General features: G+C 71.6%; 15 protein-coding genes, 1 tRNA gene and 1 riboswitch. Of the genes, 6 read left to right on the top strand and 10 right to left on the bottom strand.

The features are described from left to right. Positions 1-37: 37 nt before the first annotated feature. The 7 genes from hpnC to ACFWIS_RS04270 form a co-directional block, all read right to left on the bottom strand. Complete coding sequence (hpnC, locus tag ACFWIS_RS04240) at positions 38-985, bottom strand: squalene synthase HpnC (RefSeq protein ID WP_380453248.1); 948 nt, start codon at positions 983-985, stop codon at positions 38-40. Between the two features lie 304 nt (positions 986-1,289). Beyond that, positions 1,290-2,099, bottom strand: a complete 810-nt coding sequence (locus ACFWIS_RS04245; protein WP_380453250.1) for an ABC transporter ATP-binding protein — start codon at positions 2,097-2,099, stop codon at positions 1,290-1,292. Then, entirely contained in the window at positions 2,092-3,033 is a 942-nt protein-coding gene (locus tag ACFWIS_RS04250) for an ABC transporter permease (protein WP_380453252.1), read from the bottom strand. The genes ACFWIS_RS04245 and ACFWIS_RS04250 overlap by 8 nt, the downstream gene beginning before the upstream one ends. A 143-nt stretch (positions 3,034-3,176) precedes the next feature. Further along, positions 3,177-4,076: a glycosyltransferase family 2 protein gene (locus ACFWIS_RS04255; RefSeq protein ID WP_380453254.1), complete on the bottom strand. Its 900-nt coding sequence runs from the start codon at positions 4,074-4,076 to the stop codon at positions 3,177-3,179. A 49-nt stretch (positions 4,077-4,125) separates the two neighbouring features. Further along, positions 4,126-4,863 (bottom strand): CDP-alcohol phosphatidyltransferase family protein, encoded by a 738-nt coding sequence (locus ACFWIS_RS04260; protein ID WP_380453312.1) that lies wholly within the window; start codon positions 4,861-4,863, stop codon positions 4,126-4,128. Between the two features lie 91 nt (positions 4,864-4,954). Next, on the bottom strand, positions 4,955-6,016 hold the full coding sequence (locus ACFWIS_RS04265; RefSeq protein ID WP_380453256.1) for an iron-containing alcohol dehydrogenase family protein: 1,062 nt from the start codon (positions 6,014-6,016) through the stop codon (positions 4,955-4,957). After that, positions 6,004-6,759 carry a sugar phosphate nucleotidyltransferase gene (locus ACFWIS_RS04270; protein WP_380453258.1) on the bottom strand — a complete coding sequence of 252 codons (756 nt, stop codon included), beginning with the start codon at positions 6,757-6,759 and terminating at the stop codon, positions 6,004-6,006. Before ACFWIS_RS04270 ends, ACFWIS_RS04265 begins: the two co-directional genes overlap by 13 nt. Before the next feature lie 611 nt (positions 6,760-7,370). Between ACFWIS_RS04270 and idi the strand changes: the two genes are divergently transcribed. Continuing rightward, positions 7,371-7,898 (top strand): isopentenyl-diphosphate Delta-isomerase, encoded by a 528-nt coding sequence (gene idi, locus ACFWIS_RS04275; protein WP_380453314.1) that lies wholly within the window; start codon positions 7,371-7,373, stop codon positions 7,896-7,898. Positions 7,899-7,924: 26 nt separating this feature from the next. On the opposite strand, the gene ACFWIS_RS04280 is transcribed toward idi, so the two are convergent. Next, complete coding sequence (locus ACFWIS_RS04280) at positions 7,925-8,500, bottom strand: ATP-binding protein (RefSeq protein ID WP_380453260.1); 576 nt, start codon at positions 8,498-8,500, stop codon at positions 7,925-7,927. 372 nt (positions 8,501-8,872) lie between these two features. On the opposite strand from ACFWIS_RS04280, the gene ACFWIS_RS04285 reads away from it, so the two are divergent. Both ACFWIS_RS04285 and ACFWIS_RS04290 read left to right on the top strand, forming a co-directional pair. Then, positions 8,873-8,957, top strand: a tRNA-Leu gene (locus tag ACFWIS_RS04285). Between the two features lie 296 nt (positions 8,958-9,253). After that, the gene (locus ACFWIS_RS04290; RefSeq protein ID WP_380453262.1) at positions 9,254-10,903 is read left to right on the top strand and encodes an APC family permease; all 1,650 of its coding nucleotides are present in this window, start codon (positions 9,254-9,256) and stop codon (positions 10,901-10,903) included. Between the two features lie 88 nt (positions 10,904-10,991). On the opposite strand, the gene ACFWIS_RS04295 is transcribed toward ACFWIS_RS04290, so the two are convergent. Continuing rightward, positions 10,992-11,966 (bottom strand): class I SAM-dependent methyltransferase, encoded by a 975-nt coding sequence (locus ACFWIS_RS04295; RefSeq protein WP_380453264.1) that lies wholly within the window; start codon positions 11,964-11,966, stop codon positions 10,992-10,994. 603 nt (positions 11,967-12,569) lie between these two features. Here ACFWIS_RS04295 and ACFWIS_RS04300 point away from each other — a divergent pair. Further along, positions 12,570-14,003: an aldehyde dehydrogenase family protein gene (locus ACFWIS_RS04300; RefSeq protein ID WP_380453266.1), complete on the top strand. Its 1,434-nt coding sequence runs from the start codon at positions 12,570-12,572 to the stop codon at positions 14,001-14,003. A 103-nt stretch (positions 14,004-14,106) separates the two neighbouring features. Here ACFWIS_RS04300 and ACFWIS_RS04305 read toward each other — a convergent pair whose 3' ends face one another. Further along, positions 14,107-15,573 (bottom strand): glycine hydroxymethyltransferase, encoded by a 1,467-nt coding sequence (locus ACFWIS_RS04305; RefSeq protein WP_380453268.1) that lies wholly within the window; start codon positions 15,571-15,573, stop codon positions 14,107-14,109. Between the two features lie 22 nt (positions 15,574-15,595). Then, positions 15,596-15,690, bottom strand: a riboswitch (ZMP/ZTP riboswitch). Positions 15,691-15,993: 303 nt separating this feature from the next. On the opposite strand from ACFWIS_RS04305, the gene ACFWIS_RS04310 reads away from it, so the two are divergent. Next, entirely contained in the window at positions 15,994-17,334 is a 1,341-nt protein-coding gene (locus ACFWIS_RS04310; RefSeq protein WP_380453270.1) for an ABC transporter permease subunit, read from the top strand. A gap of 158 nt (positions 17,335-17,492) precedes the next feature. Next, a complete protein-coding gene (locus tag ACFWIS_RS04315; protein WP_380453316.1) occupies positions 17,493-17,864 on the top strand; it encodes a cytidine deaminase family protein in 372 nt (123 codons plus the stop codon). The last annotated feature ends 104 nt before the right edge of the window (positions 17,865-17,968 follow it).

Raw genomic sequence — 17,968 nt, forward strand, 5'->3', positions numbered from 1 at the left:
GGGGCCGACGCCAGTGGTGATGCCGCCACTCGGGCGTTCACCTTCCCTTCGCGAAGATGGCCGCCGCCTTCGCTGCGAGGCGGCGCTTGTCCGGCTTCGCCTGCTGCGCGAGTACGTCGTACCCGGCGTCCTCGATGGCCGCCAGGGCCGCGTAGCCGCCTGCGGTGAATCCCGCCAGGAGCAGTCGAAGCCTCCCCCGAACCGTACCTACCAATGGTGCGCCGCGGTCGAGCAGGGTGCGGGCCCGTTCGGCCTCGAAGGCGATCAGCTCCCGGACGGCTCCGGTCGCGCTGGGGGCGGCGAGCTCCTCCTCGGAGACGCCGAAGCGTTCGAGGTCCTCGGTGGGGAGGTAGATCCGGCCGCGGGAGAGGTCCTCGGCCACGTCCTGCAGGTGTTCGACCACCTGGAGGGCGGTGCAGATCGCGTCGGAGAGGGCGATCCGTTCGGGGGTGGAGACGCCCGCGATGGCGAGCACCAGGCGGCCGACCGGGTCGGCGGAGAGCGTGCAGTAGCCGACCAGGTCCTCGTAGCCGGCGTAACGCGCGGTGGTCTGGTCCACCCGGTTGGCCTCGATCAGACGGCGGAACGGCTCGGGGGTCAGGGCGTGCCGCTCGACCACGGGGACGAGGGCGCTCATCAGCGGGTGGCGGGGCCGCTCGGCGTCGCCGGAGTGCAGGGCGGTCTCGAAAACCCGGTCGAGGTCGCGCTCCAGTCCGTCGAGCAGGGCGAGCCGGAACGAGACCTCCGCCGGGCTCGGCGGGCCGGACTGGGCCGAAGGGGTGGCGGGGGGCCGCCGTTCGAGCCCGAGCAGGGCGGCGGTGGCGGCCGGGTCGGCCAGGTCGCCGTCACCGGCGTCGTCGACCAGCCGGGCGAAGCCGTAGACGGCCATCAGGTCGTCGCGCCAGGCCGCGGGCAGGAAGAAGGGGGCGACCGGGAAGTTCTCCGCCCCCGCCTTCTCCAGGGTCTGTCCCGCGGAGGGGTTCACCGGCGTATCTCTGGGCTGGGCCGAAGCCGACACTGCAGTCACTCCCCCGTTCTACACCGCTCGGTACCACCGGTCCGACTCGGACACGCGTCCGAGCGCGGGCGTCACCTACGGCACACCACCCCCGCGCCCCCAGCCTGACACCACGCGCCGCGCCCGAGAAGAGCGCCCCGCCCGGCGCACGGTGGCGCTCACCCCCGCGGCGGCGGGCCACCCGGGGTAGGGCCTGTTCGGCGGTGGCACGCCGAAGGGCCGGCGCCGGAGTGTTCCGGGGCCGGCCCTTCGGTGCCGGGACTCTTCGGGGCTACGGGCGCTCGCCGCGCTCGTACCGGCCGACGACCTCCTCGGTCGGGCCGTCCATGACCAGCTCGCCCGCCTCGATCCAGATGGTCCGCTCGCAGACCTCGCGGATCGAGTTGTTGTCGTGGCTGACCAGGAAGACCGTACCGGCGGAGCCGCGCAGCTCGTCGATGCGCTTCTTGCTGCGCTGCTGGAAGGCCTGGTCACCGGTGGCCAGCGCCTCGTCGATCAGCAGCACGTCGTGGGTCTTGGCGGCGGCGATCGAGAAGCGCAGCCGGGCGCCCATGCCGGAGGAGTAGGTGCGCATCGGCAGGGAGATGAAGTCGCCCTTGTCGTTGATCCCGGAGAAGTCGACGATGTCCTGGTAGCGCGCCCGGACGTCGGCCGGGGACATTCCCATCGCCAGGCAGCCCAGGACGACGTTGCGCTCGCCGCTCAGCTCGTTCATCAGGGCCGCGTTGACGCCCAGCAGCGAGGGCTGGCCGTTGGTGTAGATGCCGCCCTTCTCGGTCGGCAGCAGGCCCGCGATGGCGGCCAGCATGGTCGACTTGCCGGAGCCGTTGGAGCCGATCAGGCCGACGGCCTCGCCCTTGTACGCGGTGAAGCTGATGCCCTTGACCGCGTGCACCTCGCGCACGCCGGCGGCGCGCTTGCGGCTGATGATGCGGCTCAGCGCCGAGGTGGCGCTGCCCTTGCCGGATCCGGCGCCGTGCACCCGGTAGACGATGTGCACGTCGTCGACGACGACGGTGGGCTCGCGGGCCACCTTGGTGTCCACAACGGTGTCGCGCTTGCTCAGGTCGGTGTCAGCCACGGCCGTACTCCTCCTCGGCCTTCCAGAAGAAGACGTATCCGATGACGAACATGCCGACCGCCCAGGCGATGCCGTAGGTCCACTGGTGCGCCGGCAGCGACTGGTGCACGGGCTGGTGCTTGTTGTAGATGATCGGCGCGAAGGCGTGCCGCAGCAGGTCCATGTAGACCGAGGCCGGGTTCACGTTGCAGAGCACCTGGATGTAGTGCGGCCAGCTGTGGACCCGGTCCTGGATGCTGAACATCACGCCGGACAGGAACATCCAGGCCCGCATCACGAACGGGATCAGCTGGGAGATGTCACTGGTCTTGGCCCCGATCCGGGCCATGATCAGCGAGACGCCGGTGTTGAACATCGTCTGCAGGAGCAGAGCCGGGATGATCAGCAGCCAGGTGGAGCCCGGCGTGATGCCGGCCGCCAGCACGGTGACGACCAGCACCACCATCGAGATCAGCAGCTGCTGGAGCTGGATCACGGTGAAGGCGATCGGCAGGCTGGCGCGCGGGAAGTGCAGCGCGCGGATCAGGCCGAGGTTGTCCGAGATCGCCCGGGTGCCGGACTGCACGGCGTTCTGGGTGAACTGGAAGACGAAGACACCGATGCAGAGCCAGGCGATGTAGGTGTTCGGCGGGAAGCCTTCCTTGCTCTTCAGGATCACACCGAAGACCAGGTAGAACACACCGCAGTTGAGCAGCGGGGTCACGACCTGCCAGAGCTGGCCCAGCTTGGCGTCCGTGTACTGGGCCACCAGGCGGGCGGTGGCGAAGGCCCAGATGAAGTGGCGCCGGGCCCAGAGCTGCTTGGTGTAGGCGAACAGGCCCGGCCGGGCACCGCTCACCGACAGGCCGTACTTGTCCGCAAGCTGCTTGGGGGTCAGGCCCGCGTCCGCCCCCCTCGGGGCTGAGAGGCTGACGGGTTCACTCACTGTCGACACATTCGTCCTTCGCGCGGGATCTGTCGGGGCGGCCGGTCGGCGGGGGTCCGCCGGCCTTGCGCCGATGGGGATCCACTGGGATCACGGGGGAGGTTCCGGCCGGTGTGTGGCCACCGGCCGCGGCGATCGATCTCTCGATCCAATCAGATGATCGGAGGTCGGCCCATCCTGGTCAGTCGCCAGACGGTCCGCCATCGCATGGGCCGCCGCGGACCGCAGGGTTCGCGGAAGCCCGCCCGGAATCCGCCCAGCCAGGCCTTCAGCCCCTCCGCGGAGGGGCGTCGGGCCAGGGTCAGCAGAAACCAGGTTCCCAGATAGAGAGGCACCAACGGGGCCGGAAGGTTCCGCCTCGCGAGCCAGACCCGGTTACGGGCCACGTTGTGGAAGTAGGCGGCGTGCCGGGCCGGCGAGGTCGCGGGGTGGTGCAGCACCACGTCCGCCCGGTAGTCGATGGCCCAGCCGGCGTCCAGTGCGCGCCACGCGAGGTCGGTCTCCTCGTGGGCGTAGAAGAACTCGGCGGGCAGCTGCCCGGCCTGCTCGAACACCTTGCAGCGCACGGCGCTCGCGCCGCCGAGGAAGGTGGTCACCCGGGAGGAGCGCAGCGGGTCGCTGGCGCGCAGCCGGGGGACGTGCCGGCGCTGGGTGACCCCGGTGTCCGGGTCCTCGATCCGGAAGGACACGATGCCCAGCTCCGGGTCGGCGGTGAAGGCCTCGCGCAGCAGGCGGGCCGAGTCGGTGCGCGGCAGCAGCCCGTCGTCGTCCAGGAAGAGGACGGCGTCCACCTCCCGGCCGTGCGGCCCGAACAGCTCGATGCCGACGTTGCGCCCGCCCGGGATGCCGAGGTTCTCCGGCAGCGCGACGGTGCGCACGCCCGCGGGCAGCGGGGGCAGCTCGACGCCCTGGCCGACCACGGCGAACTCGACCGCCGGGCCCTCCTGGGCGCGGACCGACTCGATCAGGGCGTTCAGCTCGGCGGGCCGGTTGCCCATGGTGATGATGACGACGCCGAGGCGGAAGTCCGCCGCGGTGGTGGAAGTGCTCATGCCCGCGCGCACCTCTCGATCATGGACTCGCTCCGCTCGTTCATCTCGTTCACCGCAGCCTGCTCGAGAGGACGATGCTCAGCAGGTGCAGCACGGTCTGCAGCATGGCGATCGCGGCCAGCACCACGACCGCGAGCCGGGTGAAGAACAGCCCGCCGTGCACGGTGTCGGCGATCCCGGCCGCCAGGATGAACAGCGAGGCCTCGACCGCGCCGACCAGGCGGTGGAACTTCAGCAACGAGGCGACCCGACGGGCCTTGGCCACCGAGGCCGAGCGCGGCACCGAGGCGCTGTCCTCGACGGCCGTCATGCCGCTGCGGGCGCGGGCCACATCCACCAGGTCCGTCTCGGACTTGATCAGGATCGCGCCGAGCGCGGCCAGCGTGCCCAGGAACGCCCACTCCCAGTGGGAGCCGCTGCCCTCGCGGTGCAGCAGGTCGGTGGCGCGCAGGCCGAGACCGGTCAGCAGGGCCGCCTCGGACATGTAGTGGCCGACCCGGTCCAGGTAGACGCCGGTGAGCGAGGTCTGCCGGCGCCAGCGGGCCACCTCGCCGTCCACGCAGTCCAGCAGCAGGTAGACCTGGATCAGCAGGGCGCCCAGGACGGCGCCGGTGATGCCCGGCACGACCAGCGCGGCGCCGCCCAGGATGCCGGTGAGCATCATCAGGTAGGTCAGGCCGTTGGGCGTGATCGCCGTCATGGTGGACAGCACGCGGGTGATCCGCAGCGAGATCTTCCGCATGTACAGGCGCCCGGCCCAGTGCTCGGCACTGCGGCGCTGGAGCATGCCCTCCGGGTGGATCACCGCGCGCAGTTCCTCGATCGAGGGCCGGCGGGTCAGGTCCACCGGGGGCCGCTCGGCGCCCGCGGTGGAGGGGTCAGCTGTTGACGGCTTGGACATAGTCGGCGTACGCGTCCCTGATTGCGGAAGGGGAGAGGTCGAGGTGTTCGAGGATGGTGAAGCGCCCCGGGCGGGTGTTGGGAGCGTAGTGCACCGCCTCGGTGAACTCCGCCTCGGTGAAACCGATCTGAGCCGCGGTCACCGGCAGGCCGTGGCTCGCCAGGCGCTCCACGATCAGACCGGTCAGCTCGCGCTCGCCCCGCAGGAAGCTGGCGAACGCGGCGCCGAGGCCAACCTGTTCGCCGTGCTGGGCGGAACGCTTGGGGTACAGCACGTCCAGGGCATGCGAGATCTCGTGGCAGGCGCCCGACGAGGGCCGGGTGCTGCCCGCGATGTTCATCGCGATGCCGGACAGTACCAGGGCTTCCGCGAGGGCCGTCAGGAGGTCCTGGTCCTGAATGTTTCCTGGGTGCCGCAGCAGGTTCTCGCCCGCCGAGCGGGCCATCGCCACGGCCAGTCCGTCCACCGGTTCGCCGGTGACCGCGTGCGACAGCTCCCAGTCCGCGCAGGCCGAGATGTTGGAGATCACGTCGCCGATCCCGGCCGCCACGAAGCGCTGGGGGGCCTGCCGGATCACGTCCAGGTCGACGATGATGCCGATCGGGCCGGGCACCCCGTAGGAGCCCCGGCCGGCGTCGTTGTCGAGGGTGGAGACCGGCGAGCAGATGCCGTCGTGGGCCAGGTTGGTGGCGACCGCGACCACCGGCAGGCCGACCCGGGCGGCGGCGTACTTGGCGGCGTCGATGATCTTGCCGCCGCCGAGGCCGACGACCGCGTCGTAGTGCTTGCCGCGCATCTCCTCGGCGAAGCGCACCGCGCTGTCGAGGCTGCCGTCGTCCACGTTGAACCAGTCGGCGCCGGGCAGGGCCGGCTCCAGGCGCTCGCGCATCGCGGCGCCGGAGCCGTTGCTGATCGCCACCGCGATCCGGCCCGAGGCCGACAGCCGCTGGTCCGCCAGGATGCCGCCGAGCGCGTCCAGCGCGCCCGGGCGGATCTCGGCGAACAGCGGCGACGGGACCAGTCGGGTCAGTACTGGCACGCGATCTCCCGCGCCTTCGCCAGGTCGTCGTGGTTGTCGACCTCGACCCAGGACACCTCGCCGATCGGCTGCACGTCGATCCGCAGGCCCCGGTCGACCATCTCCTGGTAGCCGTCCTCGTAGTACAGCTGCGGGTCGCGCTCGTAGGTGGCCCGCAGCGCGTCGGTGAGGTCGGCGGCGGCGGCCGGGTTGATCACGGTGACGCCGATGTACTCGCCGGTCGCCTCGACCGGGTCCATCAGCTTGGTGATCCGGCGCATGCCGGCGGCCGGGTCGACGACGACCTTCATCTCCTCGTCGGCGAGCTTCTTCACCGTGTCGAGGGCGAGCAGGATGCCGGGGGCCGCGCCGTTCTCGGTGAGGCGCCGGTTGCCCTCCAGCATGGTGCGCTGCACCGAGGCCGGGTGGACGGTGTCGCCATTGGCCAGCAGCAGGCCCTCGGCGAAGAGGTCGCGGGCGCACCAGAGCGAGTACGCGTTGTTCCACTCCTCGGCCTTGTCGTTCTCGACCAGGTGGAGCTTGACGCCGTACTTGTTCTCCAGGGCGTCCTTGCGGTCGTACACCGCCTCCTTGCGGTAGCCGACGACGATCGCCGCCTCGCGCAGTCCGACCTCGGCGAAGTTGCCGAGGGTGAGGTCCAGGACGGTCCGCTCCCCGTCGACCGGCACCAGCGCCTTGGGCAGGGTGTCGGTGTACGGGCGCAGCCGGCGGCCGGCGCCGGCTGCCAGAACGAGGCCGATCATGCGGGGTCTCCTGATCCGTCGTGCGTCGTGCTGTGCGCGCGGGGACGTGCCGACGGGTCCGGCGGCGCTGTTGCCCACCGGACCGGCGTTCGGCCGGGCCCGGCGGCGGCGCGCCGGACCGGCACAGATCCGGGCAGCGTGTCGTAAGCGATGGTAGGCGACCCGGACGACCCGCCCGAACCCGGCCGGAGACGGTGAGGTGGCGGCGGAGTGGAGGAGCGGTGATCGAACAGGATTGGAACGGATACCGAACTGGCCTTCGGGACGAATGACCCTTCCGGGGGCGTCCCGGACCGCTCCCTGCACGGATCGGGACGCCCCGGGCCATGATCCGCCCGGTTCTGCGTGGGACCCGTCCGGACCGCCACCCATACGGCAGACTGGAGCCCGACGCCGGCGCCGGTGCCCCCGCTGCGTCCCGCGCACCCCACCAGGTGCCGCACGACGCACCCGATGCTCCCGTTGCTCCCGCTCCCGAAAGAGGCCCCATGCCCCAGAGTCCGCCGACCGACCCGACACACTTCGCCGCCGAGATCGACACCGGCCTGGACGTGGAGACAGACGTGACGGCCGATCCCCGGGCCTCCGCCGCCCCCGCGGGCAGCGAGATCATGCTGGAACTGGTCGACGACGAGGGCGTCACCATCGGCACCGCCGAGAAGCACTGGGCCCACCAGCAGCCGGGCCGGCTGCACCGGGCCTTCTCGGTGTTCCTCTTCGACCGCCAGGGCCGGCTGCTGCTGCAGCGCCGGGCGCTCAGCAAGTACCACTCCCCCGGAGTCTGGTCGAACACCTGCTGCGGGCACCCGTACCCGGACGAGCGGCCGTTCGTCGCCGCCGCCCGGCGCACCGCCGAGGAGCTGGGGGTCGCACCGGCGCTGCTCTGCGAAGCCGGGACGGTCCGCTACGACCTGCCGGACGAGGCCACCGGGCTGATCGAGCGGGAGTGGAACCACCTGTTCGTCGGGCTGGTCACCGCCCCGGTCGAGCCGGCCCCGGAGGAGGTCGACGACGTCGCCTTCGTCACCGCCCAGGAACTGCGCGAGCTGCGGGCCGAGCGGCCGTTCTCGGTCTGGTTCGAGACCGTCTTCGAGGCCGCGCTGCCGGGGATCCGGGAGATCGCCGGCCGGGACTGGTAGCGGCCGCGCCCCCGTGGGGGCCGCCGTCAGTGCCCGGGCTCCGGGGGGACGGGCAGCGAGGCCCAGATGACCTTGCCGCCCTCCCCCGTGTGCTCGACGTCGCACACCCCACCGGCCTGCAGGGTGATGCTCTTCACCAGCAGCAGGCCGCGACCGCCGGTGCGGCCGGTGTCGCTCTCCAGGGCCTTCGGCCGGTACGGGTCGCCGTCCTCGACCGAGACCCGCACCCAGCCCCGGCGCACCGACAGCTCGGTGGTCACCTCGGGTGACAGCTCGGCCGCGTGCTTCACCGCGTTGCCGACCAGCTCCGAGACGATCAGCAGCACGTCGTCCACCAGTTCCTGGTAGCGCACCCCGGCCATGCCCTGGGCCAGCAGGCGGTCGCGAACCGCGTGGCGGGTGCGCGGCACGGAGGCCTCGACGGCGGGCACCGGGAAACGCCACACGCCCTCGACGGGACCACCGGCGGACTGCCGCCCGCCGGCCCGGCCGCCGGGTCTCGGCTCGGCCTTCGCCGCCCCGCTGATCTGCTCCACGTCCAGCCGCCCTTCGTCCGCTTCGTCAGCTACGTCCGCGATCCGGGAATCAGGCGATCCGCTCATGGCGCCCTCGGTCCACAGAGGCTAGGAGAGCGGTCGGCGCGGCCGGGGCAGGGTCGACAAGTTGCCCGTGTCGGATCGGTTCCGACTGGGTTCGACCGCTGGTTGGGGCGGAACCGATCGTTTGCTTCGCGCTCGCCATCGCTTCGGACGGGATTCGAGCGCGTACGCGAGGCGTTCCAGCCAGTCCGGGCGGGCCGGGCGTCCCGGTGGGGGCGCGGTCGGGCTCGGGGGTCGTGGGTGGGGCGCGGTGGGGGCCGGGCCCGGAGGCGTCGTCGGGGCCGAGGAAACGCAGGTGAGAAGCACTCCAGAACCCTGGTAATGTTCTCTCTGTCGCCGAGGGGGCGAGAGAAAAGCCCCCGAAGCGCGCACCCTGTCCGGGTGGCGGAATGGCAGACGCGCTAGCTTGAGGTGCTAGTGCCCTTTATCGGGCGTGGGGGTTCAAGTCCCCCCTCGGACACAATCGAAATTCCCCGTGGAATCCGAAAGGATCCCACGGGGAATTTCCTTTTTCCGGCCGTGGTCGGCCCTCTCCCTTGATCCACTGCCGGTCGGCGGTGTGGCGTCGGTCTCGCTGAGCGGTCCGAAGGGTCCGAAAACCGGACACGAGATGGCAACGATCGGGCGGTTTGAGCTTCCCCTGAGGTTTTCGCCCCATTTCGAACCATAGGCTGCTGGGGTTTGTCCGGAATACCGACTCAAAACCGTAAAAGCACCGACACCATCCGCTGAACCCCGAGCGAGAGGACCGATACGTTGAGTGAGCCCGATTCGTCGACGGCATCACACCAGAACTACCGCCGATCGCTCGGCACGATCAGCCTGACAGCGGTCGGACTGGGGTCGATCATCGGTTCCGGCTGGCTGTTCGGTGCCGAGCGGGCGGCCAAGCTGGCCGGCCCCGCCTCGATCCTCGCCTGGGTGATCGGCGCCGCCGTGGCGCTCACCATCGCCCTCACGTACAGCGAGCTGGGTTCGATGTTCCCCAAGGCCGGCGGCATGGTCCGTTACGGCCAGTACTCGCACGGCTCGCTGGCCGGCTACCTGGCCGCCTGGGCCAACTGGATCGCCATCGTCTCGGTCATCCCGGGTGAGGCCACCGCGTCCGTCCAGTACATGAGCTCCTGGCACTTCGGCTGGGCCAAGGGCTTGTACGACGGCAAGGAGCTCACCCTCAGCGGGGTGGCGTTGGCGAGCGTGCTGCTCGTCGTCTACTTCGCCCTCAACTGGTTCGCGATCACGCTGTTCGCCAAGACCAACACGGCGATCACCGTGTTCAAGGTCGTCGTGCCGACGCTGACCGCCGGTGCGCTGCTCTTCGCGCACTTCGACACCGCGCACTTCACCGACCACGGCGGCTTCGCGCCGAACGGCTGGAGCGCGGTGTTCACCGCCGTCGCCGTCTCCGGCATCGTCTGGGCCTTCAACGGTTTCCAGTCGCCGCTCAACCTGGCCGGCGAGGCCCGCAACCCGGGCAAGTCGCTGCCGAAGGCCGTCATCGGCTCGATCCTGATCGCCCTGGTGATCTACGTCGCGCTGCAGATCGCCTTCCTGGGCGCCATCCCGGCCGGCGACCTGTCGCAGGGCTGGAGCAACCTCGCCTACACCTCGCCGCTGGCGGACCTGTCGATCGCCTGGGGCATGAACTGGCTCGCGATCGTGCTGTACGCGGACGCCTTCATCTCGCCGTCCGGCACCGGCATGATCTACGCCGCCACCACCTCGCGCATGATCCACGGCGTGCAGGAGAACGGCCACCTGCCGAAGATCTTCGGCAAGGTCGACGCCAAGACCGGCATCCCGCGCCCCGCGCTGCTGCTCAACCTGGTGGTCGCCTTCCTGTTCCTCGCGGTCTTCCGCGGCTGGGGCTCGCTGGCCGAGATCGTCTCGGTGGCCACCGTGATCTCGTACATCACCGGCCCGGTCGCGGTGATGGCGCTGCGCCGCCTCGCCCCGGACCTGGCGCGGCCGGTGAAGCTCAAGGCCATGCCGGTGATCGCTCCGGTCGCGATGGTCTTCGGCTCGCTGGTGCTGTACTGGGCCCGCTGGCCGCTCACCGGCAAGGTCATCCTGCTGATGGCCGCCGGGCTGCCGATCTGGGCCTGGTACGAGCTGCGCAAGCCGTTCTCCGAGCTGAAGCCGCACCTGAAGGCGGGTGCCTGGATGGTCGGCTACCTGTTCGTGATGGCCGGGACCTCCTGGGCCGGCAGTGCCGACTTCGGCGGGCACGGCTACCTGCCGGAGGGCTGGGACCTGCTGATCGTGGCCGCGATCGGGCTGGCGTTCTACCACTGGGGTGTCGCGAGCGCCTGGGCGAACCCCTCGCTGGCCGAGGTGCGTCGTGAGCTGGAGGCCGAGGCGACGGCTGAGGCCGCCGCCGGGGCTGCGGAGCCTTCGCGGGTCTGAGCGGGTACGTGCTGCGAAGGGGCCGGTCGGGAGTCCGGCCCCTTCGGCGTTGGTGGGGTGGGGGTGGGGGGAGAAGCCGCGGGGCCGGTCAGCCGCGGCGGGCGCGGCGGATCGCGGAGGCGACGACCGGGGGCAGGAGGTCCTTGGCGGCGCGCTTGGCGACGTTGACCGGGCGGCGCGCCTCGGCGGCGCGGGCGCGGCGGACGGCGAGGTCGAGCGCGGCCTCGTCCTGGGCCGTCCGGAGCGAGCCGCGGGACTCCGGCTGCCCGCCGCCCAGTCGCTGCAGGTAGCGGGAGCCGCGGAACGGCCGGATGCCCTCCGAGCTGCCGGTCATCCGCAGCAGTTGCCGGCCGTTGAGGGTCTCGGTGCTCAGGTGACAGCCGGCCGCGAGGTCCACCCGGTCGAGCAGGTCGCGCTGGAACGGCTCCGGGTCGCCCCAGGTGCCGTAGAACTTGCACTCGGTGAGCATGATCGGCCGGAGGCCGTGGTTGAACACCGCCTCCCAGGTCGCGGCCGCGACGCCGGGGGTGTGCTGGGAACGGTAGTCGTCCAGCACCACGACGCCCTGGTCCTGCAGTGCGGTCCGGGCCACCTGGAGGTCGCCCACCACGTGCTCGTAGAGGTGCGAGGCGTCGATGTGGATGAAACGGTACGCCCCGGCCGCGACCCGTCCGCCCGCGAGCACCGAGGTCGGGGCCTGGATGATCTCCGGCAGTTCCTCGTGGAAGGCCAGGTAGTTGGTCTCGAAGGCCGACCGGGTGAGGGTCTTGCGGTAGGAGATGGACATCTCGGTGGAGTTCTCCTCGTCCGGGGCGTCCGAATCGAAGAGGTCGCAGACCGTGAAGGTCTCGCCGGGCCGGAGGTGCTCGCCTATCACGATGGCGCTGCGGCCCAGGTAGGCGCCCATCTCCATCAGGTCACCCGTGACGCCCTGCTTGGCCTGCCGGCCGAGGAACCACTCGAAGGAGTGCCGGTCGTGGTCCCAGAACCATCCCGGGACGTCTTCCAACACGGTCGGTTCGCCGGGCTGCCGCGATTCGCCCTTCAACGCGGTGTCGGTCACGGGATGCTCCTTAGCGGTACGGATGACCTGCGGGTTCTGAGCCTCACCTCGGCGCGGTGAGGGCCTTCCCGGCCACGGGGACGAGCCGGGCAACCGGCCGTACACGAGTCGACCCCCCCACCGACAGTAGGCCCCACCACGGAGTTCGCTGCAATCTACAGCGGGTGCCCGGGCGATGAGGAGGCCTTTCGCGTCTCGAATTGTGGAATCGCGGAACCCGCGGGTCCGCCGCCGGAGGGGACCCCGGCCGGCCCGGTGGACCCGTCCCCTTGTGTCCCGGTCTGGGAGCCGACGGGTCGGTATGACGGGCCGTCGGCCGGTGAGCCGGTCGAGGAGTTGGCGAGGAGCGGGCCGGGTGCCGGGCTCGGGAGTCCGACGGGCGTGCCGTCAACTCTGCTTCGGGGTAGGGCCGGTGGCGGGCGGCGGCGGTGCGGTGGTGGGGATCGAAGCGTTTCCGTCGTGTGCACCGGGCGGGTTCGCCCCTGGGTGACCGGCCGGTCCACGCGGCGGGGTCGACTCTTGCGCGCGGTCGTCCGGCCGCCTTGACTGAGCTCCCGACTAGCGCTGTTAGTTAAGACGGCTGACCAGCTGAGAGGACGACCCGTGCAGCAGCAGGAGTACGCGGAGTACCGCGACCAGTACATCGACGGCGCCTGGCGGCCCTCCGGGGACTCCGGGTCGATCACCGTGCTGAACCCGGCGAACGGGCAGGTGCTCGCCACCGTGCCGGCGGGCGCGGCGGCCGATGTCGACGCCGCGGTCGCGGCGGCCCGCCGGGCGGCCCGGGGCTGGGCCGACACCACCCGGGAGGAGCGGCTCACGCTGCTGACCCGGCTGCGGGACGGGATAGCCGAGGCCCAGGGCGAGATCACCGCGACCGTGGTGGCCGAGCTGGGCGCCCCGGTCGGCTTCGCCGGGGCCGTGCACGCCGGGCTGCCACTGACCGTGGCGACCTCCTACCTGACCCTGCTGGCCGAGCACCCCTTCGAGGAGCGGATCGGCAACTCGGTGGTGCTCGCCGAGCCGGCCGGGGTGGTCGCGGCGATCACGCCGTGGAACTACCCCTTGCACCAGATCGTGGCCAAGGTCGTCCCGGCGCTGGCGGCCGGCTGCCCGGTGGTCCTCAAGCCCGCCGAGGACACCCCGCTGGTGGCCCGGCTCTTCGCCCGGCTGGTGCACGAAGCCGGCTTCCCCGCCGGGGTGTTCAACCTGGTGACCGGCACCGGAACGGTCGCGGGCGCGGCGCTCGCCGCCCATCCGGAGGTGGGTGTGGTGTCCTTCACCGGCTCCACCGCCGTCGGCCGGGAGGTCGCCGAGACGGCCGGGCGCGGGCTGAAGCGGGTCACGCTGGAGCTCGGCGGCAAGTCCGCCAACGTGGTGCTGCCGGGTGCCGACCTGACCCGGGCGGTGAACGTGAACGTGGCCAACGTGTTCGCCAACTCCGGTCAGACGTGCAGCGCCTGGACCCGGCTGCTGGTGCACCGGGACCAGTACGAGGAGGCGCTCGCGATCGCCGCCAAGGCCGCCGAGAAGTACGTGCCGGGTGACCCGGCCGACCCGCAGACCCGGATCGGCCCACTGGTCAACGCCCGGCAGCTGGACCGGGTGCGCGGCCATCTGGAGGGCGCGCTCGCCCAGGGCGCCCGGCTGGTGGCCGGCGGCCCGGAGCCACTGGCCGGGCTCCCGGCCGGCTTCTACGTCCGGCCGACCGTCCTCGCCGACGTCACCCCGGACATGGCGGTGGCCCAGGAGGAGATCTTCGGCCCGGTCCTCACCGTGCTCGCCTACCGCGACGAGGACCACGCCGTCGAGATCGCCAACGGCACCGACTACGGCCTGGCGGGCGGCGTCTGGGCCGCGGACACCGCCACCGCCGCCGCCTTCGCCCGTCGGCTGGACACCGGCCAGGTCGACCTCAACGGCGGCCGGTTCAACCCGCTGGCTCCGTTCGGCGGTTACAAGAACTCCGGGCTCGGCCGTGAACTGGGCCGGCACGGGCTGGAGGAGTTCCTGACCTACAAGTCGCTTCAGTACTAGTCGGGTTGGCCCGGGGCCGCCGAACCGCTGGTCGGTGGCCCCGGGTCGGGGTATTTCCGCGCCGAGCCCGCCGGGCCCCGGTCAGACCAGGTCCGACGCCCGGTCAGACCAGGTCGACGCCCGGGTAGAGCGGGAAGGGCGCCAGGAGGTCGGCGGCACGCTTGGCGACGCCGTCGCGGAGGGACTCGTCGAGGGCGTAGTTCGCCTTGGACGGGGCGCCGTTGGCGGTGGTGGTGGGGGTGGTGCCGCGCAGGACGGTGTCGATCAGGGCGGCGATCTCGTCCATCTCGGCGGCGCCCAGGCCGCGGGTGGTGAGCGCCGGGGTGCCCAGCCGCACGCCCGAGGTGTACCAGGCGCCGTTCGGGTCCTGCGGGACGGAGTTGCGGTTGGTGACGATGCCCGAGTCCAGCAGCGCCGCCTCGGCCTGACGGCCAGTCAGGCCGTAGCCGGAGACGTCGGCGAGCACCAGGTGGTTGTCGGTGCCGCCGGTGACCAGCTTGCCACCGCGGCGCAGCAGGCCCTCGGCCAGCGCCTGGGCGTTGTCCACCACCGCGCGGGCGTAGGCCCGGAACTCGGGGCGGCGGGCCTCGGCGAGGGCGACGGCCTTGGCCGCCATGACGTGCGAGAGCGGGCCCCCGAGCACCAGCGGGCAGCCGCGGTCGACGTGCTCGGCCAGCTCGGCGGTGCTGAGCACCATGCCACCGCGCGGGCCGCGCAGCGACTTGTGGGTGGTGGTGGTGACGATGTGGGCGTGCGGCACCGGGTCGTGATCACCGGTCAGCACCTTGCCCGCGACCAGGCCGGCGAAGTGCGCCATGTCGACCATGAGGGTCGCGCCGACCTCGTCCGCGATCTCCCGCATCTTGCGGAAGTTCACCAGCCGCGGGTAGGCGGAGTAGCCGGCCACCAGGATCAGCGGGCGGAACTCGCGGGCGGTCTCGCGCAGCGCGTCGTAGTCGATCAGGCCGGTGACCGGGTCGGTGCCGTAGCTGCGCTGCTCGAACATCTTGCCCGAGATGTTGGGGCGGAAGCCGTGGGTGAGGTGGCCGCCGGTGTCCAGGGACATGCCGAGCATGCGCTGGTTGCCGAGTTCCCGGCGCAGCTCCGCCCAGTCCTGCTCGGTGAGGTCGTTGACGTTGCGCACCGCAGCGCGCTCCAGGGCCGGGCTCTCGACCCGCTGGGAGAGGACGGCCCAGAAGGCGGTGAGGTTGGCGTCGATGCCCGAGTGCGGCTGGACGTAGGCGTGTTCGGCGCCGAACAGTTCGCGGGCGTGCTCGGCGGCGATCGCCTCGACGGTGTCGACGTTGCGGCAGCCGGCGTAGAAGCGGCGGCCGACGGTACCCTCGGCGTACTTGTCGCTGAGCCAGTTGCCCATGGTGAGCAGGACGGCCGGGGAGGCGTAGTTCTCACTGGCGATCAGCTTGAGCGAGGCGCGCTGGTCCGCCAGCTCCTGGCCGATGGCGGCGGCGATCCGCGGCTCGACGCCGGCCACGACGTCCAGGGCGCTGCGGAAGGCGGTGTCGGCCGCGGGGACGGCGGCGGTGTGGGGCGTCTGCTCGGGCTGGGCCATGGCGGTCTCCTGGTGGGGATGCTGGGGCGGCCCAGGCGCTCGGCAACGACGTGAGGATTCACGGGACCGCTTCCCGATGGTCGATTCCATCCCTACGCGCCAGTCGCGGTCCACCGGGATCGTACCAACACCGCGGGGGCTGCGGCGGAGGTCTCGGAATGCGGAACGGGCCGCCCGGTTCGACGTGGTATGTCCGTTCTCCTGCGACGGCCGTGCTACCGGGAAATAAAGCCGCCACAATTCCCGACACAGTGCCGCAGGAATTCCACCGGCGCGCCTTCCGGTGCTTTGCGGAACATCGGACGCATCCGATCTGATGTCACTCGAACAGCAGCCGGGAAACCCCTGGCGGAGGTTCGGAAATGCCCACCAGCACACCCTCACCCACGGGCGGCGGAGAATTCGGGGAGTACCGCTCTCATGGCAGCGGTCGACACAGTCGCAGTTACCGGCACGGCCTCCGGGCCCGCCGCATCGAGCCTGCCGCGCCGGGTGCTGCGCGACCGGGTCGGCGCCGCCGCGAGCGCCGTCGTCCTGCTGTTCCTGCTGCTCACACGGGCCGCGCCGCCGATCGCCGCCCTGGACGGGAAGGACCCGGTCGAGCACTACGGCCAGAACACTCCGGGCCTGCTCAGCGATGGTGGCCTGCCGATGCTGCCGAACGGCGGGAGCTCCGGGGAGTTCTGGTTCGGCCTGGACCCCGGCCTCGGCCGGGAGGTGCCGACCCAGCTGCTGCACGGCATCCGCACCTCGCTGCTGATCGCCTTGGCCCCGGCCGCCGTGACCACCGCGCTCGGCGTGCCGGCCGGGGTCGCGGTCGGCTGTCTCGGCGGGATCGCGGACCGGCTGTTCGGCTTTCTGGCCAACGTGCTGCCGGCCTTTCCGACCCTGCTCCTGCTGCTCGCGCTCAGTCCGGTGATCCAGTCCCGGCTGGTCGATCCGGGCAGCGCGGAACCGGAGTGGATGCAGTTCCTGATGCTGATCCTGGTTTTCTCCGTATTCGGCTGGATTCCGCTCGCGCTTTCCCTGCGGGCCACCGTCCGCTCGCTCCGGGAAAGGGATTTCGTGCAGTCCGCCCGGGCACAGGGGGCGAGCCGGTTCCACATCGTCGTGCACGAACTCCTGCCGAACGTCCGCTCCCAGCCGCTGGTGCACGCCACCATGGCGGTGCCGACCTTCGTCGCCTCCGAGGCCGCGCTGTCCTTCCTCGGCGTCGGCATCACCGAGCCCGTGCCCGACTGGGGGCGGACGATCTCGCGCGGCTCGGAAGTCTTCCAGTTCGACCCGACCTACCTGGTCTTCCCCGGGGTCGCGCTGCTGGTCTTCGTGCTCGCCTTCAACCTGCTCGGCGACGCCGTCCGGGACGCGCTGGACCCGCTGCCCCCCTCCCGTTCCGACCGTCCCGTTCCAACCGATCACCGATCAACCATCCGAGCCCTCCACCCGCGGGCCGGGCGCGCCGAGGCCCGTCGGCCCGCGGCCGCGATGCTCGACCGGGTCGGCATCCCGGCCGCCCGGCTGCGCGACTACCCGCGCCAGTTCTCCGGCGGGATGCGGCAGCGGGTGATGATCGCGATGGCGCTGACGAACGGCCCCCGGCTGCTGATCGCGGACGAGCCGGCCACCGCGCTGGACGCCCGGGTTCAGCGACAAGGACTGTGTGGTGACCGGCGGCCGGGCCCGAGAAAGGGTTGGCACGTTCGGGGGCGCAACGGTGATGATCGAAGGGTTCCGGCTTCGACCAGGAAGGACCGCCGATGATGTCCGGCATCGATCACGAGGCCGCCGACCGGGGGCTCGTCGACCGGGAGGCCGCCGACCAGGAGTCCGCCGATCAGGAGCCCGTCGACCGGGAGCCCGTCGACCGGGAGTCCGCCGATCAGGAGCCCGTCGACCGGGAGCCCGTCGACCAGGAGCTCGTGGAGGCGGCCCTGGAGGTGGCCCGGCGGTACTCGAAGGGCGACAACCACACCGTGGCGGCGGCCGGACGCAACGCCGACGGGCGGATCGTCACGGCGGTGAACGTCTACCACTTCACCGGCGGGCCGTGCGCGGAGCTGGTGCTGATCGGCGCGGCCGCGGGCCAGGGGGCGTACGACCTCACCACGGTGGTGGCGGTCGGGGACCGCGAGCGCGGGGTGATCCCGCCGTGCGGGCGCTGCCGCCAGGTGCTGCTCGACTACTTCCCGAAGGCCCGGGTGATCGTCGGCCGGGGCACCGGACTGCGCACCCTGCCGGTGGCGGACCTGCTGCCGGAGACATACGTCTGGGCCGACCACCAGGAAGACTGAACCGGGCCCGGCGGGCGCTGCCGTTCGGCGTTCGTTCGGCTGCGCGAGCCCGGTTCGAGGCGTTAGCGTGCTGGCGACGTGCCGTCACTCGACGTGCCGCGCGG

It is taken from the genome of Kitasatospora sp. NPDC127060 (assembly GCF_042724935.1).
GTDB lineage: Bacteria > Actinomycetota > Actinomycetes > Streptomycetales > Streptomycetaceae > Kitasatospora.

Bases quoted from the DNA above. Each gene is read 5' to 3' on its own strand.
- ACFWIS_RS04255 (WP_380453254.1), bottom strand. From the start codon at position 4,076: ATGAGCACTTCCACCACCGCGGCGGACTTCCGCCTCGGCGTCGTCATC.
- ACFWIS_RS04260 (WP_380453312.1), bottom strand. From the start codon at position 4,863: ATGCTCCAGCGCCGCAGTGCCGAGCACTGGGCCGGGCGCCTGTACATG.
- ACFWIS_RS04270 (WP_380453258.1), bottom strand. From the start codon at position 6,759: ATGATCGGCCTCGTTCTGGCAGCCGGCGCCGGCCGCCGGCTGCGCCCG.
- idi (WP_380453314.1), top strand. From the start codon at position 7,371: ATGCTGGAACTGGTCGACGACGAGGGCGTCACCATCGGCACCGCCGAG.
- ACFWIS_RS04280 (WP_380453260.1), bottom strand. From the start codon at position 8,500: ATGAGCGGATCGCCTGATTCCCGGATCGCGGACGTAGCTGACGAAGCG.
- ACFWIS_RS04305 (WP_380453268.1), bottom strand. From the start codon at position 15,573: ATGGCCCAGCCCGAGCAGACGCCCCACACCGCCGCCGTCCCCGCGGCC.
- ACFWIS_RS04310 (WP_380453270.1), top strand. From the start codon at position 15,994: ATGGCAGCGGTCGACACAGTCGCAGTTACCGGCACGGCCTCCGGGCCC.